Below are 23,551 nucleotides of genomic sequence, written 5' to 3'. Positions count from 1 at the left end.
AGATGACATACCCCCATAATAACATATCAAGAACAAAAAACACAACCTATGCATATGGCATGGCTGTACTTTTTATTCTTTTCTCTTTTTTATCAGTAAGCGCTCAAGTGGAGCCTACTGTAAAATCAAAGATTGACACTACCAAAATTCGTCTTGGTGAACAAATTAACTATACCGTAATTGTAGAAGCAGATCAACTTGCCAATGTTATTTTTCCAGAAGGACAAACATTCTCTCCTTTAGAAATGATTGAGAGTTATAAAGTAGATACTTCTTTCGCGGAAGCGAAAATGACATTAATTAAAAAATATGGTCTTACGCAATTTGATAGCGGATCCTATAAAATTCCAAGACAACGTATCATTATAGGCGATCGTACTATACAAACAGACTCTTTTCAAGTAGATGTTGCCAATGTAAAGTTAGATACTTTAACACAAGGTCTATATGATATCAAACCTGCTATAGAACTTCCTACAGATTATAGTAAGTTTTGGAAATATCTCTTATGGATACTTCCTATTTTAATTGCTATAGCTTTATTTTTATTTTGGTTATTACGCAGGCACAAAAAACGCATTGAAGCAGAAAAATACATTCCACCTTTTGAACAAGCATTAGCTTCTTTACGCCAACTTGACCAAACAGATTTTATCGTTTCTGCAAAGTATAAAGAATACTACTCTACTCTTACAGATACTCTACGTCGCTATTATGAAGAAAAAGTATACGACAGGGCACTAGAAAGTACTACAGATGAGCTTATAGCAAGATTAGAAGCAGAAAAAGATAGTGGTCACATTGATTTCAATCCAGAAACAATACAACAACTTAAAGATATTTTTAAACGTGCAGATCTAGTTAAGTTTGCGCGTATTAATCCCCCTTCCGGGAAAGCAGAAGCAGACCGCCATGCAATAGAGCAAATTGTAAAAGAAACCAAAGAAGCACTTCCTGAGCCAACGATAGAAGAGCTCATGAAAGATCAAGATTTTCGGGAAGCGATGGAACGCAGACGCACTCGTAAATTATGGCTTACGGGAGTTTCAGGTGTCTTGGGAATTTTATTAATAGCACTTATTGCAGGAATTGTGATAAAAGGATATGATGAGGTTAAAGATTATCTCTTAGGGAATCAAACAAGAGAATTAGCAGAAGGTAATTGGATCACAAGTGAATATGGCTATCCAAGTGTTGTAATAAGCACACCTAAAGTATTAGAAAGACTAGAAACCCCAATTCCAGATGATCTTAAGGATAAAATGCAAGCTAATGCTTTTGGTTGGCAAACAGATCCTCCAGCCATTAGTGTTGCTGTAATTCAAATAATTCTTCCTAAAGGCACAGAACCTCCTATAAAAGAAATTATAGACGGACAAGTTGCCAAATTAGAAGAGAAAGGATTTGTAGCAGATATTGTAAAACAAGAAGAGTTTAAAACCCCTAATGGAGCAGAAGGTATTAAAACGTTTGGTACTGGAAAATTTATGATTGATAAAGAAAAAAATATTTCTATATCTGGAGAATATGCAATGTTAAATTTTGTAGCAGAAAATATTATTCAACAAGTGATCATTACTTGGGACAAAGACGATACTTACAGTTCCGAAATAGCAGAACGTATTATCAATAGTGTTGAACTTCAAAAAGCCGAAACAAAATAATGTTTGATAATATTGAGTTTTCTAATCCGCAGTTTTTCTGGTTGTTTTTAGCATTACCAGTAGCCATTGCTTGGTATATATGGAAGCGTAAAAAACAAACTCCATCGGTAAAGCTTTCAACCATAAAAGGTTTTAAAGTAACAAATAGCATTTTACCTAAACTACGCCCTTTCTTGTTTTTATTAAGATTGCTTGCGATAGCTGCTCTTATTACAGCAATGGCACGGCCTCAAACAAAGGATGTTTCTACCCGTACTAAAAGTACAAAAGGTATTGATATTATTATTGCCATAGATGTCTCTGCAAGTATGCTTGCAAAAGATTTACGCCCTAATCGCCTGGAAGCTTTAAAACTAGTCGCTGCAGATTTTATTAAAGGTAGACCTAACGATCGTATCGGACTTGTAGAGTATGCAGGAGAAAGTTATACAAAAACACCTATCACAAGTGATAAGAGTATTGTGTTAAGCTCCCTTAACAGTATACGATATAATAATATTATAGAAGGTGGTACGGCTATAGGAATGGGACTATCTACTTCTGTAAATAGGTTAAAAGATAGTAAGGCCCTAAGTAAAGTGATTATTTTAATGACAGATGGGGTTAATAATGCTGGTTTTATAGATCCTAAAATAGCTAGTGAGCTCGCTTTAGAATTTGGTATTAAAACCTACACCATTGGTGTAGGAACTAATGGAACGGCACGATCACCCGTTGGAATAAATAACAATGGATCTTTTGTATATGACAATGTCCCTGTAGAGATAGACGAAGATTTATTAAAAGAAATTGCAGAAGTTACAGGAGGAAAATACTTCCGAGCAACAAATAATGAAAAATTAAAAGAAATTTACGACGAAATAGATAAACTAGAAAAAACAGAAGTAGAAGAGTTCAAGTACACCAATTTTGAAGAAAAGTACCGCCCTCTTATTCTATTAGCTGGCATCTTATTGCTACTAGAATTACTACTTAAGTTTACGGTGTTTAGAAGTTTTGTTTAATAAAAATAAATACGCTTTCGCGAAAGCAAAAAAAACGATGAAACATGTACTGCTCATATTCATAATAGTGACTTTTAATAGCACATTTGCCCAATCACCTAAAGTTTTAGTAAAAACAAATAGTGAAGGGAATGTATCTGAAGGATCTATAGAATCTTTAATACAAGCCATTCGGGAAGGAAATGACATACGTGTTGGTTGGTCATTAGATTTTGATAAAGATGGAAAACCTGATGTAGAACATCTAATAGACGCAAAATTTCTAACAATATTAAACGGTCATGTTTTCAATCAGATTGATCCTATTTATGCTCAAGCACCTAACGCAAAGATTCCTCAAATACAAATAGGGAATAATAATATAAAGTGGATGGCAATCATAGGAACCAATGGCGTTCTAATGAGTCGTTTTATAATACCAGATATAGAAGATCAAAAAAATGAAGATTATAAAAAACAACTAGAAATGATGTCTAAAGTATCAGAAGATATTGTGGAAACAAGTTGGTATTTAAAATCATAATAAAAAATAAATACGCTTTCGGCATAGTCAAAGTTGATATTGAACCTGTCGAAGTACGAAAGCACCTATAACAATGTATCTATTAGAAGAAAAAATATGGTTTTGGTTATTACTGGCAATCCCAGCAATAATCTTATTATTCTTAGGCGTTCTTTTCTGGCAACGTACTGCACAAAAACGCTTTGCAGATAGTGCTTTGCTAAAAAAATTAAGCCCAGAACGTTCCCTATTTAAACCAGCGCTCAAAATCCTCGTAATAAGTCTTTCTATTTTTTTCCTAGTTGTTGCTTTAGTAAACCCTAAAATGGGAACAAAACTAGAAACTGTAAAACGAGAAGGAGTAGATGTTGTATTTGCTATTGATGTTTCAAAAAGTATGCTGGCAGAAGATATTGCTCCCAATCGTATGGAGAAATCCAAACAGTTAGTTACTCAAATTATCAATAATCTAGGAAGTGACCGTATAGGGATTATTGCCTATGCAGGAAGTGCTTATCCTCAATTGCCTATTACTACAGATTACAGTAGTGCAAAATTGTTTTTGAGTCAGATGAATACTAATATGCTTTCCAGTCAAGGAACTGCAATTAGTGAAGCCATAGAACTTGCAAAGACCTATTATAATGATGAAGAGCAAACAAATAGAGTACTCTTTATTGTTTCTGATGGAGAAGATCATGTAGGAGAATCATCAAATATTGCAGAACAAGCGAATCAGGAAGGAATTCGCATTTTCACAATAGGAGTAGGCGAAACTACAGGAGGTCCTATCCCTCTAAAACGTAATGGTGTTATCCAATCTTATAAGAAAAATCAAAACGGAGAAACGGTTATCACAAAACTGGACGAACAAACCCTACAAGATATTGCTTCAGAAGCCAATGGAGAATATATTTATGGGAAAAACACCGCAGATGTTACTGAGAAAGTAAAAGAAATTCTTAACGGAATGAACAAAAAAGAATTTGAAGCAAAACAGTTTGCAGATTTTAAAGATCAATTCCAATGGTTTTTAGGAGCTGGGTTATTACTTCTTTTTTTAGATATCTTTTTACTAGATCGCAAAACGAGTTGGCTAAAAAAATTAAATTTATTTAATGAAAATTAAAAGAACGTCATGAAACACCTTCTTTACATATATTTTATAAGCTTTTCTTTGACAGTAATTGCTCAGAATAAGAACAAGAAGCAAGCTCCTATAAATCCGTATGCAGATACGGCAAGAGAACTTGTGCTAGATGGCAATGAGCATCTTACTGACAACGCTTTCGCGAAAGCGGAAGTAGCCTATAGAGAAGCTATCGCATTAGACCCTTCTAGTGTTCCTGCAAAATACAATGCTGGAAATAATTACTACCGTAATGAAAAATACGAAGAGAGTACTGCTTCTTTAGTAAAAGCAACGGGAGTAGCCCAAACCAAAAAAGAAAAACACAAAGCCTACCATAACTTAGGAAATGCATTATACCAACAAGAAAATTGGGAAGGTGCCGTAGAAGCGTATAAAAATGCATTACGTAATGATCCTACAGATGAAGAAACACGTTATAACCTTATGTTAGCCAAAAAAGAAAAAGATAAAAATGGCGGCGGTGGCGGTGGCGGTGACGATGAAAACGAAAATCAAGATAAAGATCAGAATCAAGATAAAGATAAAAACGAAAAAGATAAAGACGGAGAAGGAGACGAGAAAGAAAGTGACGACGGCGAAAAGAAAGAAACTGATGATGAAGGAGAAGAAAAAGAAGATAAAGGAGAACAGAAAGAAGATGAAAATGGAAAGCCTGAGGATAAAGAAAAAGAAGAATCTAGCGACAAAGGAGAAGAAAAGAAAGAGAAACCTAAACAACAAGCTCCTCAGCCTGGTCAATTATCACCTCAACAAGTACGAAGTCTCTTAGAGGCGATGCGTAATGAAGAGCAAAAGACGCAAGAAAAAATAAATGCCAAAAAGCAAAAAGGAGCAAAAGTAAAAACCGAGAAAGATTGGTAAATTCGTAAACATTTATATGAAACTAAAACTGTACATATTCTCTATCATATTGTTATCTATAGCAACGGTATCTGCACAGGATGTGTCCTTTAATGCCAAAGTAAATAAGAAAAAACTAGGTGTTAATGAACGATTACGTATTGATTTTGAGGTAAATCAGGATGGAGATAATTTTAAAAGACCTGATTTTAAAGGATTCACTGTGTATTCAGGCCCCAATCAAGCGGTGAGCAGAAGTTGGGTAAATGGCAAAGGAACCTATTCTAAAACCTTTAGCTATATTCTCATTCCTACAAAAAGAGGGAAATTTACCATAGGACAAGCAGAGATTACGATTAAAGGAGAGGTGTATAAGTCTCCTCCTCTAGAAGTAACAGTAACTGCTGCTGTAGATAAACCAAAAGACGGAAATGATGCTGCATACATAGCTTCAGAAAAGATTCACCTTGTTGCAGAAGTCTCTAAAAACAATCCATATCTCAATCAAGCATTTACTGTTGTTTATAAATTATATGTATCACCAGAAACAAGTGTAAGTAACTGGAGAGAAATAGATTCTCCAAAATTTGCCGATTTCTGGAGTCAAAATATAGACGAAAAACAATTTAAAATATACGAAGGAGAATATCAAGGCGAACCTTATAGATATGTGATTTTAAGACGTACTGTACTATATCCTCAAAAAACAGGAAAACTCAATATTGAGCCCTTAAGCCTAAGCGTATCTGTTGCAGTACCCACAAACAGACGTGATCTTTTTGGACGTTTTTTAACCCAAAACGCAAACATTACAGTAGCTGCAAAAAACAGAACTGTTGATGTAAAACCACTCCCGTTAGACGGAAGGCCTGATGACTTTACAGGAGCTGTTGGAGAGTTTGACTTTACTGTAAAAACAGATAAAAACTCACTTGATGCATCTGAAGCTTTTCAATTAAGTGTTGAAGCAAAAGGTAATGGGAATTTAAAACTCTTTAATCTTCCAAAACCTAATTTACCAAGTAAATTAGAAGTATATGAACCAGAAAATGCAGATAGAGTACGTACTAATTTAAGCGGAATGAGCGGTCTTAAAAGAAGTACATATACAGTAGTTCCTGCTTATAAAGGAAAATACCCTATTCCGCCTATATCATTTAGTTACTTCAATCCAAAAACAGAGCGTTATGAACGTAAAACTTCTGATGAGATTGTTGTTGAAGTAATGAACGGTCCTGTAGACTCAAATGCAGATGCAAACACCTCTGCCACTACTAGTGGAACAAATAAGCAACAAGTAATTGCTGCCGACAAGCAATTTGCCTATATAAAATCTACTCCTAATCTTCAATCTATAACAAAAAAGCAATTCTTTAAATCTGGGCTATTCTGGACCTTATTAGGAGCGCCTTTTTTATTGATTCCTATCGCGATGTTTGTTCGTAAAAAACGACAAGCCTATACAAGTGATGTGCAAGGAAATCGTATTAGAAAAGCAGATAAGCTTGCACGTAAGTTCTTGAGTGAAGCTAAAAAGAATTTAGGAAGTCAAAAAGAATTTTACATTGCTATGGAACGCGCACTTCATAACTATTTAAAAGCAAAACTCAATATCCAAACTAGTGAGATGAGTAAAGATCGTATTACACGATTGCTTAAAGAGCGCGAAGTAGATACTTCTAACACTATTGAATTTATCGGACTTTTAGAAAGTTGTGAGTTTGCTAGATATACACCTTCTAGTAATGTAGCGATGCAACAAGATTATGAGAAGGCAGTACGCGTAATATCAACCATGGATAAACAGTTATAAGATGACAAAAATTTCAAAATTCCTTCTTGTTGTCGTAGCTTTTCTTTTAAGTTGCACAACCTATGCGCAACAAACAGACTTACTGTTTAAAGCTGGTAATGATCACTATGCACAAGGAAGATTTCAAGAAGCAATAGACGCTTACAAAAGAATATTAGATCAAAAAGTAGAATCTGCTGCTCTTTATTATAATCTTGCAAATGCACATTATAAATTAAATAATGTAGCACCCACCGTATATTATTATGAAAAGGCATTACAACTTGCGCCAGGAGATCCAGATATACGTAATAATGCAGCTTTTGCAGAAAACATGAAAATAGATGCAATAGAGCCTCTTCCAGAAAATACACTTCAGGAATGGACCAATAGTGTTATTAGTCTCTTTACAATAGATGGATGGGCAAAAGCCGCGGTACTATGCGTTATTCTTTTTATCCTCTTTTTCTTAGGGTATTATTTCTCATATACAACTATCAAAAAACGTGCATTTTTTATTTCATCTTTAGTCGTATTTATCATAGCTATTATGAGCGTTAGTTTTGCTTATACCGCTTTCGCGAAAGCGCAACAAGATAATCCTGCTATTGTTTTTACTCCTGAAGTAGAAGTAAAAAGCGAACCCAACTTATCTAGCACCTTAGCTTTTACTTTACATGAAGGGACTAAAGTTTTTGTGCTAGAAGAAGTAAATGAATGGAATCGCATCAAACTCATAGACGGTAAAACTGGCTGGATCCCAACTGGAGACATCAAACTATTAAATAATTTTTAAATCTCTGTAACTTAATTTACCATAAATTTATTTAACTTAGTTTTTTTGAAAAGTATCGCTATCATATCATTATCATTTATGTTGTCCCTTTCTATTTTAGGGCCTTCTTTTTTGATGCTTATTGATGGTCACTGTGATATAGAAATTGCATTAGATTTAGGGGAAGAAGAAAACAAAAAGGATACAAAGAAAGAACTTGATGAAAAAGACGCTTTTTTTCAATTATATACAACACCTATAATTGCTAAAAAATGTCATCAAATTTCTCTAAATAATCATATACTACATCAGTATAGAAGTCATATAGTTGATGTACAGTCTCCACCTCCAAAATATTTTATCTAGGTATTAAGCTGTATTCATACTTTGATAGGAAAAGAAGTACCATTCATTATTTTCTATCTTAGCAACATACCCATTATTATTTTAAACTAAACAGCTATGTGTTTTTTTAACCATAGCATTATATGTATTTATCATGTTCAAATATTTAAAGAACGATCTACCTGCTAGTATCGTTGTATTTTTTGTAGCACTTCCCTTATGTCTAGGGATTGCGCTTGCCAGTGGCGCACCTCTTTTTTCAGGGCTTATTGCTGGAATTATTGGAGGTATTGTAGTAGGAGCCATAAGTGGTTCTCAAATAGGGGTTAGTGGTCCTGCTGCTGGACTTGCCGCTATTGTATTTGCTGCTATTGATCAATTAGGGTTTCAAATTTTTCTGTCTGCTGTCGTAATAGGAGGTGTTATTCAAGTACTTTTTGGTATAGCACGATTAGGAATTATAGGATATTATTTTCCTAGTTCTGTAATACGAGGAATGCTCACAGGTATTGGAATCATTATTATATTAAAACAAATACCTCACTTCCTTGGTGATGATGATGATCCAGAAGGAGATTTTGCATTTTTTCAAATAGATGGAGAAAACACTTTTACTGAAATTATAAATGCTATTGGAGATCCTAGTCTTGGACCTACTTTAGTAGGTTTAATTTCATTAGCAATACTCATACTATGGAGTAATGTTTTAGCTAAAAAATCTAAAATATTTCAATTAGTTCAAGGACCATTAGTTGTAGTTGTTATAGGTATTGTTTACCATTTATTAACTCAAGGAACTGATTTTGGGATTTCTCAGCAACATTTGGTTTCTCTAAGTGAAGATAGAAATACTGATAATTTATTAACACAGTTCGTAACACCTGACTGGAGTCAAGCATTTACTACTCCTGTTCTTATTACGGCTTTTACAATTGCATTGGTGGCGAGTTTAGAAACCTTACTGTGTGTAGAAGCGACTGACAAGCTAGATCCAGACAAACGAGTAACTCCTACAAATCGTGAGTTATTAGCACAAGGAGCTGGAAATATTATTTCAGGATTTATAGGAGGATTGCCAATTACTCAGGTAATTGTACGTTCATCTGCCAATATTCAATCGGGTGGAAAGACAAAATCGTCAGCTATTATTCATGGATTTCTATTAATTGCATCTGTAGCAGCTATACCTTTTTTATTACAAATGATTCCGCTCTCTGTTCTAGCTGCGGTACTATTTATTGTAGGATATAAATTAGCAAAGCCTTCAACTTTTAAAGCTATGTATGATGGAGGTTGGACACAGTTTGTTCCTTTTATAGTTACTGTATTAGGTATTGTTCTTACAGATTTACTAAAGGGACTAGCCCTAGGATTAATTGTGGGGGTTGTTATTGTGCTCTATAAGAGTTATAAAAATTCACATTTCTTACATAAAGAAAATGATGATCCTACAGATGGAAAAGTAAAAATGACACTTGCAGAAGAAGTAACTTTTTTTAATAAAGGTTCTATCTTAAAAGAATTAGATGCATTGCCTGAAAATTCATTCTTAGAGCTTGATGTCAGAAAAACACGTTATTTAGATCCAGATATTGTTGAAATACTTGAAGATTTTGCTCATAAAGCAAAACAACGTAACATAGATATCAAACTCGTTTCAGAACGTGGGATTGTAGAAAACCCACCTAGTTACATTGAATTTTTTAAACTTAGACCTAAAACATCATAACTATGAAAGCATTAAATAAAGATACACAAGCAGCAATTACGCCTTCAGATTCATTACAAAGATTAAAAGAAGGTAATACAAGGTTTACTTCAACTTCTCCGGCGCAACGCGATCTACTACAGCAAGTAAGTGATACTTCTGGTGGTCAGTGGCCTCATGCAGTTGTTTTAAGTTGTATAGATTCTCGTGTTCCAGTAGAAACTATTTTTGATCAAGGGATTGGAGATGTTTTTAGTGCAAGAGTTGCGGGTAATGTAGTAAGTCCTGATATTACAGCAAGTATCGAATATGGATGTAAAGTTGCTGGATCAAGAACAGTTGTTGTACTTGGTCACACCGGTTGTGGAGCTGTAAAAACAGCCATCCAAGATGCTAATTCAGCAAGCCCTTTACAATTAGGAAGCATTAGATCATTACTTGATGGGATAAAACCTTCTGTACATGCGGTACAAACACCAGATAAAATTAGTGAACGCACGTATGAGAATAAAGAGTTTTTTGATGCTGTTGTCTATAAAAACGTTGCTCTTACTATAGAAAATCTTAGAAATGATTCTCCAGTATTAAAAGAAATGGAAGATAATAAAGAGATAAAAATCGTAGGTGCTGTATATAGCGTAAGCGATGGAAAAGTAACTTTTATGGACTAATCACATAAAATGTAGTATTTTTAAAAGGCTGATTTTTTAAAATTAAAATAATCAGCCTTTTATTTTTTTATCTAATTAACCATAATCAGTAATTCAGTGAAAGATTTTTTTAAACATTTAAAAGGAGATGCCTTTGGAGGTATCACAGCAGGTATTGTTGCATTGCCTTTAGCACTAGCTTTTGGGGTATCTTCTGGTTTAGGGCCTAGTGCTGGACTCTACGGTGCGATATTTATTGCTTTTTTTGCAGCACTTTTTGGAGGTACTTCTACACAAATATCTGGACCTACAGCTCCTATGACTGCTGTAAGTATGGTCGTAATAGCAAGTATCGTTTCTACTAATGATGGAGACGCCTCTAAAGCATTACCGATTATACTAACAGTTTTTCTATTAGCAGGACTCATACAGATAGGATTAGGTCTCTTAGGAATTGGGAAATATATTAAATACATCCCCTACCCCGTTGTATCAGGTTTTATGACTGCTATTGGGGTCATGATTATCATTACACAAATCTTACCTGCATTAGGGTATTATCCTAAAGAAGACACTACCTATGTAGACACTTTTAAAGCTCAGGCAAACGAAGTTATTCTAGAGAATACATTAAAAGAAGAAAAAGGAGAAGATTTCCTTGTGCTAAATGATTTTAAAGAAACTACTAAAGCAGGCGAAGCTATTACGCAAGATCAAATCAATACAGAAGCCGAAACATTGGCTGCTTCAAATGCATCTGGGGTTGTAGGTGCTGTAAAACTTTTGCCTAGAGCTATAAAAAACATGAACAATCCGGAAAAAAATAGTTATCTGGAACTCATTCTAGCATTAGCAACTATTTTAATTATTTACGGTTTTAAAAGAATTACCAAAGCTATTCCTAGCACCTTGGTCGCATTAGTCGTAGTTTCTGGCATTGCATATTTTGCAAAACTAGAGTATCGCTCTATTCAGGAAATCCCTTTTGGGTTTCCTTTACCAAATACCGAGATCTTTACCAGTTTTAGTCTAAGTGCCATTACGCCTTATATACTAGCCTCTGTATCTTTGGCTTTTTTAGGAACTATAGATTCGCTACTTACTTCTGTGATTGCAGATAATATGACCAAAACCAAACACAAACCCAATAAAGAACTCGTTGGTCAAGGAATTGGAAATGCTATAGCCTCTATCTTTGGAGGAATTCCTGGAGCTGGAGCAACCATACGTACTGTTGTTAATATTAATGCCGGAGGTAAAACAAAACTTTCGGGTATGATTGCCGCTGTCCTTTTATTAGTGGTTTTATTAGCATTAGGTCCTGTAGCTTCAAAAATTCCAGCTGCCGTTCTTGCTGGTATCTTACTAACAGTTGGTATTGGTGTTATGGATTATAAAGGATTAAAAGCTATACCTGATCTTCCAAAAGATATTAAACTATTAGGTGGTATAAAACTAAGCTCTGAAGTGCTTATCATGCTTATTGTTTTAATTCTATCTGTATTTTGGAATTTGATTAATGCCGTAGGTGTTGGGCTTATTCTCTCTTCATTAATGTTTATGAAAAAAATGGGAGATTTTACTGCAAGACAATCTAAAGTGCTAAATTATATAGATACTCAAGAAAATGAAATCTTATGGAGTGATGAAGCTTCATTCCCAGAAAGTTTAAAAGAAGAAATCTTTATAAAACACTTAAGTGGCCCTTTATTTTTCGGTTATACTAATGAGTTTCAAGAGTTATCACAACAAATACCGGATACTGCATCTCACGTGATTTTACGTATGGACAAAGTACCTTATATGGATCAATCGGGTGTATATGCCGTAGAAGACACGGTGCTGGCATTACAGCTACGCGGCATTAGTGTTTATATTGTTGGGGTTCAAAAACAACCGTTGTTTATGATGGAACGTATTGACATTATCCCAGATTTAGTTCCAAAGGAATGTATTTTTAAAACATTTGATGAGTGTATGAATTACTTAAAGACTTTTGTGAAAAATACGAATTAGTCCTTATACGCTTTAACGCTTCGCTCTCCCTTAGGTCGTGAATCTCAAAAATTCGATTTCGCGAAAGCGTACTCAGCAAAACTTAAAAGGGGAATCTATTCAGATTCCTCTTCTTTTTTATCTGGATTGTATATATTCTCTTCTTTCGCTTTGGCTAAAATAGAAGGAAGGATAAGTGGTGCAACTGATTTTACAGGGTTAAAAAGAACAGATTCTTCCATAGCTTCTTCACTTACAAAACCAATACGATCATTTGCGGCATTTAAAAACATAATCACGACACTCAATAAAAAAGCAAATTTGAGTACTGAAAAAACAGCTCCTGCAATTTTATTAACGATACCAAGCATGGCAAAATCTGCAATTTTAGTAAGGAGTTTCCCAGCCATAGAAATCGCTACCACAATAATAATAAAGGTGATAGCAAAAGCCGTAAGATTAATTACTTGCTCGCTCCAAGAGGTTTTTTCTGCAAGCCAATCTCCCACAAAATGGGAAAAATAAATAGCTCCAAAGATTCCTGCAATAAGCCCTACCAAAGATGCCAATTCTACAAATAAGCCTTTTTTATACCCTTGTATAGCCCCCAAAATGAGAATAATCCCAAAAACAATATCGATCGTATTCATAGCATAAATATAGTAATTTAACCTATGTAAAGTTATCTTTGCGATTATCTATGGCAAGAGACGAACAATTAAAAGAACGATGGGAAACTGTTGTAAGTCTACTTTCAGAACGTTTTGCTGAAGGAGACACATTAGATCTTGATAGTATTATATACTTAATAGGCATTCAAGAATTAGGACAACTAGGAACTACCTTTAAAAAAGACGATAAGGTCAATCTTATGCATATTGCAATATGTAGACTACTTGAGCCTTTTGGGTATTATCAATTTGATTTTGAAGATCCTGATGGGTGGCCGCATTATAAAGTTATAGAACCATTACCTCCCTTAAAAGCGGGCGAGCAACAAATTTTAATGAAAGAAGCTATTGTCCAATATTTTATTGAGAAAGAATTGATTTCATAAAATACGATGGGCTTAGATTATACAGATGGTTGTGTAAATTTTAGAGATGTAGGTGTTTTTATACATCTAATTTCTGGAAATAAATTACTTCCCGAACAACGTATTTATAGAGGAGGCAGTATTGATTATGTAACAACACATAAAGAAATTGACCACGTAAAATCGGTTATTAATCTTAGAAATGGTCCAGATCCTGATGAATTTGATATAGATTATCTACACTTCCCTATGTCAAACAAAATTGAAAAATACGATACCACACAAAAAGAAGTTCGCGTTTGGCTGAATAAAATTATAGGTGCTTTCGAAAACCCAAATCTAAGATTTCCTGTATTAATACATTGTCTTTCAGGAAAAGATCGAACAGGTATTGTCATAGCTGCCATATTGCTCATTTTAGGAATCGATAAAAAAATAATTATAGAAGAATATTTATTAAGTGATGGAGATGTAAATGAAGAGCTTATCTCAATGTCTATAGAAGGAATGAAAAATATAGATGAATATTTTAATAGAGTAGATCTTGTAAAAGTTAAAGAACAACTACTTAAAAAGTAATACACTAAAACACACTATTATTTATTGGAATTTATTTCTACTTGAGGGACTTTATTCTATAGAGAGAGAAGAATAAACAAGTTCTTAGAAATAAAGGTGCATTTTAGTATATAATCTACTCCTTATTTACCAAGGAATACACTCTCCATTTAAACATGATCCTGGGCAATGTTTTCCGCCTCTGTAGCAGTTTGATCCATTTGGCCCGCTACATGGATAAGGTACATAACCTCCGCTTACTGCTTTTTGATCATTTGAACTAATCTCCTTAGCTCCTTTAAATTCTAACATTTTTTTTAACATAATATAAATTTTTGATTCCTTATAAAGATAGTCAAAAAAGGTGTTGGACATTGTTAATTTTATTTTTTAACTATTTGTTTTTCAGACATAAACAACACTTTTAATTCTTTCAAAAAGAAACTTATTTGTAATAAAAATATCGACTACTTAAAGAAAGATTCCTATTTTTATTTATAATCATTTACTAAAAAGTATTATTCTTTAGATATCAACCACAAATACACCTTTTTTACTAAATTTGCACCTCCCGATTTTTAAAGGGATAAAATGAGGAATTATGTTAGATAGAATAAAGCAACTTATGTCCGAGGTAGAGGCTTTTACAGCAAACTCTAAAGAGGAGGTTGAGGCATTCCGTATTAAGTATTCTGGAAAGAAAGGATTGGTTAATGATATTATAGCCGATTTTAGGGACGTTCCTAATGAAATGAAAAGGGATTATGGGCGTGCAATGAACATGCTTAAGAGTGCTGCTTTAGAAAAAGTAAATACACTTAAAGAAGCATTAGAAGATGCTAATGATATATCTTCAAGTAGTATTAATGATACTTCTAGACCCGGTGAAGCGATAGAGATAGGTGCACGTCATCCTATATCTATTGTAAAAAATCAAATCATCGATATATTTTCTCGAATTGGGTTTAATGTTTCTGAAGGTCCGGAAATTGAAGACGATTGGCATAATTTTACCGCATTAAATTTACCTGAATATCACCCTGCTCGTGATATGCAAGACACATTCTTTATTCAGACAGATCCAGATGTGTTATTACGTACACATACCTCATCGGTACAAGTACGCTATATGGAGAATAATAAACCTCCTATACGTACTATATCTCCAGGACGTGTATATCGTAATGAAGCGATAAGTGGTCGCTCTCACTGTTTTTTCCATCAAGTAGAAGGACTTTATATAGATAAGGATGTTTCTTTTGCTGATTTAAAACAAACACTTCAATACTTTACAACAGAAATGTTCGGGAAAAGTAAAATCAGATTACGTCCTTCTTACTTTCCTTTTACAGAACCTAGTGCAGAGGTTGATGTGTATTGGGGTCTGGAAACAGAAACCGATTACAAAATGACTAAAGGAACAGGGTGGTTAGAAATCATGGGTTGTGGGATGGTAGATCCTAATGTACTTGAAAACTGTGGTATTGATAGTAAAGAGTATAGTGGGTTTGCATTTGGTATGGGAATAGACCGTATCGCGCTATTACTGCACCAAATTTCTGATATCCGTATGCTTAGTGAAAATGATATACGTTTCTTAGAGCAATTTAAAAGTGCTTTATAAGCTTTCGCGAAATCGAATTCTTGAGACCTGACTACCGTCAAGCAAGTTCGCGATCTAAGGGAGAGTGAAGCGTTAAAGCAGAATAAAAAAGCCTAAAATCCAAAGTCAAAAGTCTCTAGTTTAAGTGATCATTTTGTCTTATCCTGAAGTTAAAAGCTATGGAAGAGTATACTTTTGAAACTGAACGTCTTTATATGCGACCTACGTCTATAGAGGATGCTTCTTTTGTTTTAGAATTACTCAACACTCCAAAATGGCTTCAATACATAGGAAATCGTAAGGTATATACCGAAGAAGACGCTGTACATTATATCACATCAAAAATGCTCCCTCAGTTTGAAGAAAAGCGGTTTGGCAATTACACCGTCATTAGAAAAGAAGATCATCATAAAATAGGGTGTTGCGGTCTTTATGATAGAGAAGGCTTAGAAGGGATTGATGTTGGTTTTGCCTTTTTGCCCTCGTATGAAGGAAAAGGGTATGGATATGAGAGTACTGCTAAACTCATGGAGTATGGGAAAGAAGTACACGGGATTACCAATGTAAACGGAATCACCGTTAAAGAAAATATAGGGTCACAAAAACTGCTTGAAAAGTTAGGGCTCCATTATATAAAAACAATTACGCTCCCTAAAGACCCTGAGCCTCTATTATTTTATTCTAATTCTAAAGATCATGCGTAAAGACATAGATATTCCTGAAGTAAAAGATGTATACATAGCTGCTGTAAAAGAATTCAATGACAAATTCAAAACAGACGATTGGAACGTCTATATCGTTAATAATGGAAATGAACCTCTAGAAATTGTTCTTATTATAGCACAAGGGTATAATAAAACACAAATGACCTCACATATGCGTCATAAAATTGAGGTGCTTCCTGCAAAAGGATTTGCTAAAATTGAATTTATAGAAGAGAGTGTCTTTACATTAAACAACTTTTACTCTGTCACCTATTTTTTAAATAACAAGATGTATGAAAAACGTTGGGAGTTTCCTGCAAATAGTATTAAAGATTCCAATGTTGCAATGGTGCCAGTTATGAATAAAAAAGGGGTTTTAGCTATCTAATCCAATCTATCTGCAAGCTTTTTAAAAACCTTTTTAGGTTCTTTCCCTTTATATAAGATACTATGCACTGCTTCTATAATAGGAATACGTGCTTTTTTCTCTCGAGTATTATTAAGATCTAAAGCGCTTTTTGCCGCATAATATCCCTCGGCAACCATAGACATTTCCATTTGTGCACTCTTCACGGTATATCCTTTCCCTATCATATTACCAAACATTCTATTTCTACTAAAAACAGAATACCCAGTTACTAATAAATCACCTAAATAAGCAGAACCATTAATATCACGTTTCATCTTGTGTGCACGCTTTACATACCGTTTAATCTCTCGTATAGCATTACTCATTAAAACACTCTGAAAGTTATCTCCATACCCTAAACCATGTGCAATTCCTGCTGCAATAGCATATATATTCTTTAAGGTAGCTGCATATTCTATTCCTATAATGTCATCACTTGTCGTACATTTTATATAGTGACATGATACATGGTCTGCTACTGTTTGAGCAATCTCATTGTTTGCACAAGCAATGGTTAAATATGATAATCGTTCAAGCGCTACTTCCTCTGCGTGACAAGGCCCAGAGATAACGCCTATATTCTCAAATGGAATATCATAAATGTCATGAAAATGAGCCCCAACTAGCTTACCGCTTTCTGGCATAATTCCTTTAATGGCAGAAAAAATGATTTTCCCTTGTAATGAAGCCGTCATGTTTTTAAGTTCACCACCTATAAAAGCAGAAGGAACAGCAAAAACAATAATATCTGCATAGTTTATAATCTCATTAATATCATTACTTAATAGCAATTGATTAGGATCAAACTCTACAGCACTTAAGTAACTAGGGTTATGTTGCTCTCTTTTTAAATGCTCTATAGCATATACACTTCGCATATACCACCCTACTTGATCTAAATTTTCGCAAAGCATTTTTACAATAGCTGTTGCCCAACTTCCCCCTCCAATAACCCCAAATGTTGGTTTTTGTTTCATCTATCTAAAATTATGACTATGATGTAAAAATAAGACATTTTTATCATTAGCTCTTATAGATTTAGGGCTAAGTACGCTTTCGCGAAAGCGTAAAAAATAATATTAAAATATTGATTATTAGATATTTATATTTTTGGCACGCCATTTGGTTTTATATAAGCAAATCAAAAAACAGCAAGATTATGAAGACGATCAAACTCCTTTCGGCATTTGCACTAGTGGCAACTTTATGTACTTCGTGTTATACAGAAGTAGTTATTGAAGATGATATTGTGGTAGTAGATGCGCCCGTAATTACATTAAATGACGTATTAAATGATTATGAAATCTGGTATGTAGATATTAATCGCTCATCAGGTAATACAGCGATTCCTTTTTTACAGAAAGCATTTACGATCTCTTTCAGAAACGGAAATATCTTTGCAAATAATAATCTTTCAGGTATTGGTAGTAACGGAGGAGGTTTTGGGATAGATGTAGGGTATTATGATACTTTTAATTTTGAATTAGATGCATTTCATGACCTAGACGGATCTTATAGTTTTGATGTGCGCCAGCTGTCTGTAAATGAAATAGAATTATTTCATCCTAATACTGGAGCAACCTATATTTTAGAAGGATATCAAAGAAGCACTTTTGATTATGACCTTGTATTTTATGAGAACATCCATTACTTCTTACAAGAGTTTGAAGCTTGGGAAAAAACCTATACAAGTGATGAAGGAACTATCAATCCATTTGATAATGAAAACTTCCTTCAATTCCTTCCAGCTGGACAAAGTGGTAATTTTAGGAGTTCAGAAGATGTAAATGGCACGGCTATTGATAATATATTTTGGGATTATGACGGTATTTATGATGTAGATGATATTCCTGGAAATTTGTATCAAAAAACTTTAACATTAGATTATAACTTTCCAGACAATGAATTTTTTGAACTGATCGTTATAGATGACGAAACCATAGAATTGTTTCAAGTAAGTACTGGAACAACCTATGAATTTAAAGGAAGAGGTTACATACAGTTTAGAACCTCTGAAGAAAATAAAGATAAAAATGTTCCTAAGTATAGAAAGAAAACGGAGGACATTAAAAAAGACATACAAGCGCTTAAAACAAAAAAGCTTCAAAAGCTAACAGCGCTATAAAAATTTTGGTTGGTTATTTAGTTTGAAACCGCTCACCTAGTGTTAATTTATAGTGTGGGCGGTTTCTTTTTGTGTAAAATATTATTCATAATAAATAACAAAAACAGTACTGTTTATCCGTAATATTTTAACAGTTTTTCTATAGATTTAATAATAATTTGTGTATTACATCGAATAATTATGTTTTTTGCCGATTATATTCTTCTTAATCTTTAGATTTAGCCCGATTAACCCCAAATCAATATTATTATGAAGAAAATTACTTTGCAACTTTTTGCATTAGTTACATTCCTAATGCTAAGTTGTTCCCCTGAACAAATTGAAGACGATTCTCTGAATCTTACACTAGATCCTAATTTTAGAGTTGCTGATGCTACAATTAAAGACGCAACTGAGTACAATAGAAATGCAGAAGAAGAACATTGTCTTACTACAAATCTTATTGCTGGACAACATCATATTGCTGGAACTGTTACTGTAGATATAGATGGCGATGATATTATTATCACTTATACTACAAATGAAGATTGGAGCATTGGAGCTACACATTTAAGTATAGGTAATTGTGCAGAACAAAGCATTCCTACTACGGGTTCTGGAAATCCTAAAGTAGGTCGCTTTGAACATTCAACCACTCATAGTGATGGCACCAATCAAGTAGTGTATATCTTCGATGCCTCTGTCTTAGATGACAATTATTGTTTTGCAGCACATGCTGAAGTTTCTGGGCCTACAGGTGGAGAAACAGCATGGGCAGAAGGTGAAGATTTTGATGGTAACAACTGGGCGATGTATGTAAGCGCTCTGCTATCAGATTGTGATACAGGTTCAAATGACGATAATCCAATTATCTTTTAAAAGAATATTCTTAATTACATTTTTTATTCATAAAGGCTGGTTATTTATAATCAGCCTTTATTTTTAAAGACTAACTGAGAATAACTCTCTAATTAAAAGAATAATATAAACCACTGACCCTATCGCTAAAAAAGTAGCTACTACTTTTTTTATAGAATTATGTTCATTTCTAGCCTTGTAAATAGCATACATACACATAAAACTACAAAAGAGAAATAGAATGGTAAGTATTAAAGGGAGTATAATAGGAAGCTCTAGTCTCGCATACTTATCCAGACTTAATAACCCTTGTGTTGCAAGAAATGATATCAAAGCAATAATCCCAAAGTAATAAGCTCTTTTAGTGTATAAATGACCGTCATCTAGTTTAGGCATACTTATGATTTATAAAAATTCATCTCATCAAGATATTGAAACACCTCATAAGGAAGTAAGGGACGTATACTTTTCTTTTCTTTAATCCCATTGCGTATCGCAGTAGAAGAGATTTCCATAATAGGGGCAGCTACTCGATGTATTTTAGGGTGATTATCAAATCGAGTTTCTATCACACCTTCAGAAATGCGAGGGTATACGTACACCTCATGGTTTTCTAATATAGCTTCATAGTTTTTCCACTTATGCAAGCTTTTCAAGTTGTCTTCTCCCATAATGAGACAAAACTCATGATCTGGATATTTTTCTTGTAAATGCACCAGTGTATAAACTGTATAATTAGGTTGCGGGAGGGAAAACTCTATAGTGCTTGCTTCAATTTTTGGATATTCCTCTAATGCCCTTTGTACCATCTGATATCGATGATGGTTATCGAGTAAACTACTTTTCTTCTTAAAAGGATTATGTGGGGTAATGACCATCCATATTTTATCTAAGTCACTATACTCTGCCATATGATTTGCAATAGCGAGATGTCCTACATGTATAGGATTAAATGTGCCAAAATACAGTCCTATTTTCATAATTAATCGTAGGCTTATTTATTCTTCCTCTTCTTCGTCTCTTCGCACGGGGACTTTAAGAAATTCTTCTACAAGATTTTCTGCCTCTCCTAATGCTTTCTCTAAATTGTCATTAAGAATTATATGGTCAAACTGAGGCGCCGTTGCTAGTTCTACAGAAGCTTTTGCAATACGCATATTGATTTTATCTTCGCTCTCTGTTTTGCGCTTTTTAAGGCGTATTTTAAGTTCGTCCACACTAGGTGGTTTTACAAAAACTGCCAGTGTTCTCTCAGGAAACTTCTTTTTAATACGTAATCCGCCTACTACATCAATATCAAAGATTACATGCTTTCCCATCCCCCAAATACGATGTACTTCCTCTTTAAGAGTGCCGTAAAAATTATCTCTATATACTTCTTCCCACTCTAAAAAGTCTTCATCTTTAATATGCTGCTTAAACTGTTTAAGAGAGATAAAGTAATAATCTTTTCCGTCTTGTTCTTCGCCTCTAGCCTCACGGCTTGTTGCAGAAATACTAAATTCTAAATTGAATTCTTCTTGTGCTAAAAGATGTCGCACAATGGTTGTTTTACCACTTCCTGAAGGAGCCGAAAAAACAATAAGTTTGCCAAAATGTTCTTTTACTTCTGTCACGTTTTATCCCTTAAAGTACGTTAAGCATTTGTTCTTTTACTTTCTCTAATTCGTCTTTCATTTGTACAACTAATTGTTGCATTGGTGCATAATTAGATTTTGAACCTATTGTATTGATCTCACGACCTATCTCCTGACTGATAAATCCTAATTTTTTTCCATTTGAATTCTCAGAGTTTAACGCCTCCGTAAAATATTCTAAATGGTTTTTAAGACGCACTTTTTCTTCAGTGATATCATATTTTTCTAGGTAATAAACAAGTTCTTGTTCAAAACGATTTTCATCAAGCTCTACCTTAAGATCTGCTACCGCTCTTTCTAAACGTACTTTTACAGTATCCAGACGGTCTACATCCATCACAACCACTTTCTCTAATAGTTCTTGTAAATTTTTAATGCGAAGGTCAAATTCAACTTTTAGTGATGCCCCTTCATCAGATCGGTATACATTAATTTCTTCTAGCGCTTTATCTAATGTAGTGACAATACTTTTATATTCATCCTCATTCATCTCTTCTCGCTCCGTTTTTAAAGCATCTGGAAGACGTACTGCCATTTTTAAGAGTTCTGTGTCGTCACTGTTAGTTACATTTCCTAACTGCCTCATATACTCTTTTACAATGGACTCATTCACCTTGGTATTTGTGTTTTCACCTGTGCTTTCTACATATAATGCAAAGTCTACCTTGCCACGCACTAATGATTTTGCTACACGATTACGCATTACAAGTTCTTTTTCTCTATACGTAGATGGGATACGCGCGTTTAAGTCTAAACTCTTACTATTAAGAGATTTAATCTCGATTGTGATTTTCTTTCCGGGAAGTTGTATAACACTTTTCCCAAAACCCGTCATTGATTTTATCATATGAGCAAATATACGGGTTTTGAAATCACTACATCAGCTATTTTTTTTAAGAAAAAGATGGCTATATATGCTTTCGCGAAAGCGAACTCATAAGATTCACAACCACTGAGAGAGCAAAGCCTTAAAGCGTATTCTTAAAGAAACTTCTATACAGTCCGACAGGATGTTCAGATTATAAAAATCACAGAGAAGTATTGAAGGGTTTATCCTTTTTTATTTCCGTTTTTATCGAAAAATTTATCAATCTCTTTTTCAGTGTGCCATACAGAAATACCTAATCCTATAAGCAATACGCCAACTTGTATAAACACTTTAAAAGAAATGTCAAAGAGGAGTAAGATGACTCCTATAGCTACTGTAGCAATCGCTACACGCCAAAAATCCTTAGCGCTTTGACGGTTTGCAAAATCCCAAATTTCTTGATTAGCCATAGATCGCCTAGTGCGATACCCATACAAATGGTTGATCTTTTTGGGAGGTTTTTTTAGATAATAATAAGCAAGTGATAAAAACAAAATCCCTTGAAATAAAAGTGCACTATTTTCTACAGTCATACACGATCAGGATTTGTTTTTATCACTTGTTTTTTTGTTTCTTTCTAGAAACAATTAATCAATTCTTTTAATCTTAATATTACGATACCATACTTTATCACTATGATCTTGTAGTCCAATATGGCCATTTTGATATTTACCAAATCCTTTCCACTCTGCAAATTTAGATGTCGCTACCATAGCATCCCATTCTGCGCCATGTGCAGGAAACGTATACATTTCTGTACCGTTCATAGTTACTTTCCCTAGGTTTGTTTTATGATTTACTTCTAGCACAACAGCATTCCATTCTCCTGCAGGTTTTACAATATTATCCATAGGAGCTATCATATCATAGAGAGCACCCGCTCTATGCGTTTTTCCTCCTCTATTTGCATCTGGATGCTTTGCATCGTCTAATACTTGGATTTCTGGTCCTGTTTCATAGGCTTCTTTAAAATCTGAAGACTCATGGACTCCCCAGAAAATACCACTATTTCCCGCTTCTGAAATTTTCCATTCTAATGAAAGCACAAAATTCTCATAGGTGTCTTTTGTAATAATATTTTTACCTCCTTCTTCTCCTGGAGTAAAAGCCATAGCGCCATCTACAATTTCCCATTCTGAGTGCATCGTTTCAGAACCATATCCTCTCCATTGGTCCATAGAAGTTCCGTCAAATAATGTAATCCATTCGGATGTGTTTTCTTCCATTTTTTTCTCAACTACGGTTGTGTCTTCGGTAACAGCTTCTGTTTTTGTGTCTTTTGTTTCATTTTTACAACTAAATAGAGCCACAGCTACAGAAAGTACGATTAGTTTTTTCATTGGTTT

Annotated in this window: 27 protein-coding genes; 18 read left to right on the top strand and 9 right to left on the bottom strand. The window is 34.1% G+C overall.

Going from position 1 to position 23,551, the window contains the following annotated elements; genetic code table 11:
- Positions 1–2: 2 nt before the first annotated feature.
- From CHB80_RS05750 to CHB80_RS05700, 11 genes are all read left to right on the top strand, one after another.
- Positions 3–1,664, top strand: coding sequence for a BatD family protein (locus tag CHB80_RS05750; RefSeq protein WP_089370458.1), 1,662 nt, complete (start codon positions 3–5; stop codon positions 1,662–1,664).
- Entirely contained in the window at positions 1,664–2,668 is a 1,005-nt protein-coding gene (locus tag CHB80_RS05745; protein WP_089370457.1) for a vWA domain-containing protein, read from the top strand. Before CHB80_RS05750 ends, CHB80_RS05745 begins: the two co-directional genes overlap by 1 nt.
- A gap of 37 nt (positions 2,669–2,705) precedes the next feature.
- On the top strand, positions 2,706–3,191 hold the full coding sequence (locus CHB80_RS05740) for a hypothetical protein (protein WP_089370456.1): 486 nt from the start codon (positions 2,706–2,708) through the stop codon (positions 3,189–3,191).
- 73 nt (positions 3,192–3,264) lie between these two features.
- Complete coding sequence (locus tag CHB80_RS05735; protein WP_089370455.1) at positions 3,265–4,299, top strand: vWA domain-containing protein; 1,035 nt, start codon at positions 3,265–3,267, stop codon at positions 4,297–4,299.
- A 9-nt stretch (positions 4,300–4,308) separates the two neighbouring features.
- Positions 4,309–5,184, top strand: a complete 876-nt coding sequence (locus tag CHB80_RS05730; RefSeq protein ID WP_089370454.1) for a tetratricopeptide repeat protein — start codon at positions 4,309–4,311, stop codon at positions 5,182–5,184.
- Positions 5,185–5,200: 16 nt separating this feature from the next.
- A complete protein-coding gene (locus CHB80_RS05725; protein ID WP_089370453.1) occupies positions 5,201–6,976 on the top strand; it encodes a BatD family protein in 1,776 nt (591 codons plus the stop codon).
- Between the two features lies 1 nt (position 6,977).
- Positions 6,978–7,751 (top strand): tetratricopeptide repeat protein, encoded by a 774-nt coding sequence (locus CHB80_RS05720; RefSeq protein ID WP_089370452.1) that lies wholly within the window; start codon positions 6,978–6,980, stop codon positions 7,749–7,751.
- A 45-nt stretch (positions 7,752–7,796) separates the two neighbouring features.
- Complete coding sequence (locus CHB80_RS05715) at positions 7,797–8,096, top strand: hypothetical protein (protein ID WP_143337057.1); 300 nt, start codon at positions 7,797–7,799, stop codon at positions 8,094–8,096.
- Positions 8,097–8,229: 133 nt separating this feature from the next.
- A complete protein-coding gene (locus tag CHB80_RS05710) occupies positions 8,230–9,804 on the top strand; it encodes a SulP family inorganic anion transporter (protein ID WP_089370450.1) in 1,575 nt (524 codons plus the stop codon).
- A gap of 2 nt (positions 9,805–9,806) precedes the next feature.
- Positions 9,807–10,454 carry a carbonic anhydrase family protein gene (locus CHB80_RS05705; RefSeq protein ID WP_089370449.1) on the top strand — a complete coding sequence of 216 codons (648 nt, stop codon included), beginning with the start codon at positions 9,807–9,809 and terminating at the stop codon, positions 10,452–10,454.
- 96 nt (positions 10,455–10,550) lie between these two features.
- Positions 10,551–12,449 (top strand): SulP family inorganic anion transporter, encoded by a 1,899-nt coding sequence (locus CHB80_RS05700; RefSeq protein WP_089370448.1) that lies wholly within the window; start codon positions 10,551–10,553, stop codon positions 12,447–12,449.
- A gap of 95 nt (positions 12,450–12,544) precedes the next feature.
- Here the strand turns inward: CHB80_RS05700 and CHB80_RS05695 are convergent, their stop codons facing one another.
- Positions 12,545–13,078, bottom strand: a complete 534-nt coding sequence (locus tag CHB80_RS05695; RefSeq protein ID WP_089370447.1) for a CvpA family protein — start codon at positions 13,076–13,078, stop codon at positions 12,545–12,547.
- Between the two features lie 50 nt (positions 13,079–13,128).
- On the opposite strand from CHB80_RS05695, the gene CHB80_RS05690 reads away from it, so the two are divergent.
- Positions 13,129–13,485 (top strand): hypothetical protein, encoded by a 357-nt coding sequence (locus CHB80_RS05690; protein WP_089370446.1) that lies wholly within the window; start codon positions 13,129–13,131, stop codon positions 13,483–13,485.
- A gap of 6 nt (positions 13,486–13,491) precedes the next feature.
- Positions 13,492–14,043: a tyrosine-protein phosphatase gene (locus tag CHB80_RS05685; RefSeq protein WP_089370445.1), complete on the top strand. Its 552-nt coding sequence runs from the start codon at positions 13,492–13,494 to the stop codon at positions 14,041–14,043.
- Positions 14,044–14,169: 126 nt separating this feature from the next.
- Here CHB80_RS05685 and CHB80_RS24530 read toward each other — a convergent pair whose 3' ends face one another.
- Positions 14,170–14,346, bottom strand: a complete 177-nt coding sequence (locus CHB80_RS24530; protein ID WP_179218092.1) for a hypothetical protein — start codon at positions 14,344–14,346, stop codon at positions 14,170–14,172.
- A 277-nt stretch (positions 14,347–14,623) separates the two neighbouring features.
- Between CHB80_RS24530 and pheS the strand changes: the two genes are divergently transcribed.
- The 3 genes from pheS (at position 14,624) to CHB80_RS05665 (ending at position 16,717) form a co-directional block, all read left to right on the top strand.
- Positions 14,624–15,646, top strand: coding sequence for a phenylalanine--tRNA ligase subunit alpha (gene pheS, locus CHB80_RS05675; protein ID WP_089370443.1), 1,023 nt, complete (start codon positions 14,624–14,626; stop codon positions 15,644–15,646).
- 158 nt (positions 15,647–15,804) lie between these two features.
- Positions 15,805–16,329: a GNAT family N-acetyltransferase gene (locus CHB80_RS05670; RefSeq protein WP_089370442.1), complete on the top strand. Its 525-nt coding sequence runs from the start codon at positions 15,805–15,807 to the stop codon at positions 16,327–16,329.
- The gene (locus CHB80_RS05665) at positions 16,322–16,717 is read left to right on the top strand and encodes a hypothetical protein (RefSeq protein WP_089370441.1); all 396 of its coding nucleotides are present in this window, start codon (positions 16,322–16,324) and stop codon (positions 16,715–16,717) included. Before CHB80_RS05670 ends, CHB80_RS05665 begins: the two co-directional genes overlap by 8 nt.
- Here the strand turns inward: CHB80_RS05665 and CHB80_RS05660 are convergent.
- Entirely contained in the window at positions 16,714–17,715 is a 1,002-nt protein-coding gene (locus CHB80_RS05660) for an NAD(P)H-dependent glycerol-3-phosphate dehydrogenase (protein WP_089370440.1), read from the bottom strand. The two genes, CHB80_RS05665 and CHB80_RS05660, sit on opposite strands and share 4 nt — an antisense overlap.
- Positions 17,716–17,897: 182 nt before the next feature.
- On the opposite strand from CHB80_RS05660, the gene CHB80_RS05655 reads away from it, so the two are divergent.
- Positions 17,898–18,863 carry a nicotinic acid mononucleotide adenyltransferase gene (locus CHB80_RS05655; RefSeq protein WP_089370439.1) on the top strand — a complete coding sequence of 322 codons (966 nt, stop codon included), beginning with the start codon at positions 17,898–17,900 and terminating at the stop codon, positions 18,861–18,863.
- Positions 18,864–19,112: 249 nt separating this feature from the next.
- Positions 19,113–19,721, top strand: a complete 609-nt coding sequence (locus CHB80_RS05650; RefSeq protein ID WP_089370438.1) for a hypothetical protein — start codon at positions 19,113–19,115, stop codon at positions 19,719–19,721.
- Positions 19,722–19,784: 63 nt separating this feature from the next.
- On the opposite strand, the gene CHB80_RS05645 is transcribed toward CHB80_RS05650, so the two are convergent.
- From CHB80_RS05645 to CHB80_RS05620, 6 genes are all read right to left on the bottom strand, one after another.
- Entirely contained in the window at positions 19,785–20,096 is a 312-nt protein-coding gene (locus CHB80_RS05645) for a hypothetical protein (protein WP_089370437.1), read from the bottom strand.
- A 2-nt stretch (positions 20,097–20,098) separates the two neighbouring features.
- Positions 20,099–20,680, bottom strand: a complete 582-nt coding sequence (gene nadD / locus CHB80_RS05640) for a nicotinate (nicotinamide) nucleotide adenylyltransferase (protein WP_179218091.1) — start codon at positions 20,678–20,680, stop codon at positions 20,099–20,101.
- 18 nt (positions 20,681–20,698) lie between these two features.
- Positions 20,699–21,316 carry a guanylate kinase gene (gmk, locus tag CHB80_RS05635; protein ID WP_089370435.1) on the bottom strand — a complete coding sequence of 206 codons (618 nt, stop codon included), beginning with the start codon at positions 21,314–21,316 and terminating at the stop codon, positions 20,699–20,701.
- 10 nt (positions 21,317–21,326) lie between these two features.
- Complete coding sequence (locus tag CHB80_RS05630) at positions 21,327–22,184, bottom strand: YicC/YloC family endoribonuclease (protein ID WP_089370434.1); 858 nt, start codon at positions 22,182–22,184, stop codon at positions 21,327–21,329.
- A gap of 203 nt (positions 22,185–22,387) precedes the next feature.
- A complete protein-coding gene (locus CHB80_RS25000) occupies positions 22,388–22,738 on the bottom strand; it encodes an SdpI family protein (protein ID WP_089370433.1) in 351 nt (116 codons plus the stop codon).
- 54 nt (positions 22,739–22,792) lie between these two features.
- Positions 22,793–23,545, bottom strand: a complete 753-nt coding sequence (locus CHB80_RS05620; RefSeq protein ID WP_089370432.1) for a 3-keto-disaccharide hydrolase — start codon at positions 23,543–23,545, stop codon at positions 22,793–22,795.
- Positions 23,546–23,551: the final 6 nt, after the last annotated feature.

Source organism: Dokdonia pacifica, assembly GCF_900188275.1.
In the GTDB taxonomy this organism is placed as follows: Bacteria; Bacteroidota; Bacteroidia; order Flavobacteriales; family Flavobacteriaceae; genus Dokdonia; species Dokdonia pacifica.
Note: the sequence above shows the minus strand (reverse complement) of the source record. Positions and strands in the feature narration are given on the sequence as shown.

What these genes read in the sequence shown, in the direction of transcription:
- CHB80_RS05685 (WP_089370445.1), top strand. Translation starts at nt 13,492, where the DNA reads ATGGGCTTAGATTATACAGATGGTTGTGTAAATTTTAGAGATGTAGGT.
- CHB80_RS05655 (WP_089370439.1), top strand. Translation starts at nt 17,898, where the DNA reads ATGAAGACGATCAAACTCCTTTCGGCATTTGCACTAGTGGCAACTTTA.
- pheS (WP_089370443.1), top strand. Translation starts at nt 14,624, where the DNA reads ATGTTAGATAGAATAAAGCAACTTATGTCCGAGGTAGAGGCTTTTACA.
- CHB80_RS05695 (WP_089370447.1), bottom strand. Translation starts at nt 13,078, where the DNA reads ATGAATACGATCGATATTGTTTTTGGGATTATTCTCATTTTGGGGGCT.
- CHB80_RS05690 (WP_089370446.1), top strand. Translation starts at nt 13,129, where the DNA reads ATGGCAAGAGACGAACAATTAAAAGAACGATGGGAAACTGTTGTAAGT.
- CHB80_RS05750 (WP_089370458.1), top strand. Translation starts at nt 3, where the DNA reads ATGACATACCCCCATAATAACATATCAAGAACAAAAAACACAACCTAT.
- CHB80_RS05710 (WP_089370450.1), top strand. Translation starts at nt 8,230, where the DNA reads ATGTTCAAATATTTAAAGAACGATCTACCTGCTAGTATCGTTGTATTT.
- CHB80_RS05705 (WP_089370449.1), top strand. Translation starts at nt 9,807, where the DNA reads ATGAAAGCATTAAATAAAGATACACAAGCAGCAATTACGCCTTCAGAT.
- CHB80_RS05630 (WP_089370434.1), bottom strand. Translation starts at nt 22,184, where the DNA reads ATGATAAAATCAATGACGGGTTTTGGGAAAAGTGTTATACAACTTCCC.
- CHB80_RS05745 (WP_089370457.1), top strand. Translation starts at nt 1,664, where the DNA reads ATGTTTGATAATATTGAGTTTTCTAATCCGCAGTTTTTCTGGTTGTTT.
- CHB80_RS05725 (WP_089370453.1), top strand. Translation starts at nt 5,201, where the DNA reads ATGAAACTAAAACTGTACATATTCTCTATCATATTGTTATCTATAGCA.
- CHB80_RS05650 (WP_089370438.1), top strand. Translation starts at nt 19,113, where the DNA reads ATGAAGAAAATTACTTTGCAACTTTTTGCATTAGTTACATTCCTAATG.
- CHB80_RS24530 (WP_179218092.1), bottom strand. Translation starts at nt 14,346, where the DNA reads ATGTTAAAAAAAATGTTAGAATTTAAAGGAGCTAAGGAGATTAGTTCA.
- CHB80_RS05620 (WP_089370432.1), bottom strand. Translation starts at nt 23,545, where the DNA reads ATGAAAAAACTAATCGTACTTTCTGTAGCTGTGGCTCTATTTAGTTGT.
- CHB80_RS05670 (WP_089370442.1), top strand. Translation starts at nt 15,805, where the DNA reads ATGGAAGAGTATACTTTTGAAACTGAACGTCTTTATATGCGACCTACG.
- CHB80_RS05735 (WP_089370455.1), top strand. Translation starts at nt 3,265, where the DNA reads ATGTATCTATTAGAAGAAAAAATATGGTTTTGGTTATTACTGGCAATC.
- CHB80_RS05665 (WP_089370441.1), top strand. Translation starts at nt 16,322, where the DNA reads ATGCGTAAAGACATAGATATTCCTGAAGTAAAAGATGTATACATAGCT.
- CHB80_RS05660 (WP_089370440.1), bottom strand. Translation starts at nt 17,715, where the DNA reads ATGAAACAAAAACCAACATTTGGGGTTATTGGAGGGGGAAGTTGGGCA.
- CHB80_RS05740 (WP_089370456.1), top strand. Translation starts at nt 2,706, where the DNA reads ATGAAACATGTACTGCTCATATTCATAATAGTGACTTTTAATAGCACA.
- nadD (WP_179218091.1), bottom strand. Translation starts at nt 20,680, where the DNA reads ATGAAAATAGGACTGTATTTTGGCACATTTAATCCTATACATGTAGGA.
- CHB80_RS05720 (WP_089370452.1), top strand. Translation starts at nt 6,978, where the DNA reads ATGACAAAAATTTCAAAATTCCTTCTTGTTGTCGTAGCTTTTCTTTTA.
- CHB80_RS05730 (WP_089370454.1), top strand. Translation starts at nt 4,309, where the DNA reads ATGAAACACCTTCTTTACATATATTTTATAAGCTTTTCTTTGACAGTA.
- CHB80_RS05645 (WP_089370437.1), bottom strand. Translation starts at nt 20,096, where the DNA reads ATGCCTAAACTAGATGACGGTCATTTATACACTAAAAGAGCTTATTAC.
- CHB80_RS25000 (WP_089370433.1), bottom strand. Translation starts at nt 22,738, where the DNA reads ATGACTGTAGAAAATAGTGCACTTTTATTTCAAGGGATTTTGTTTTTA.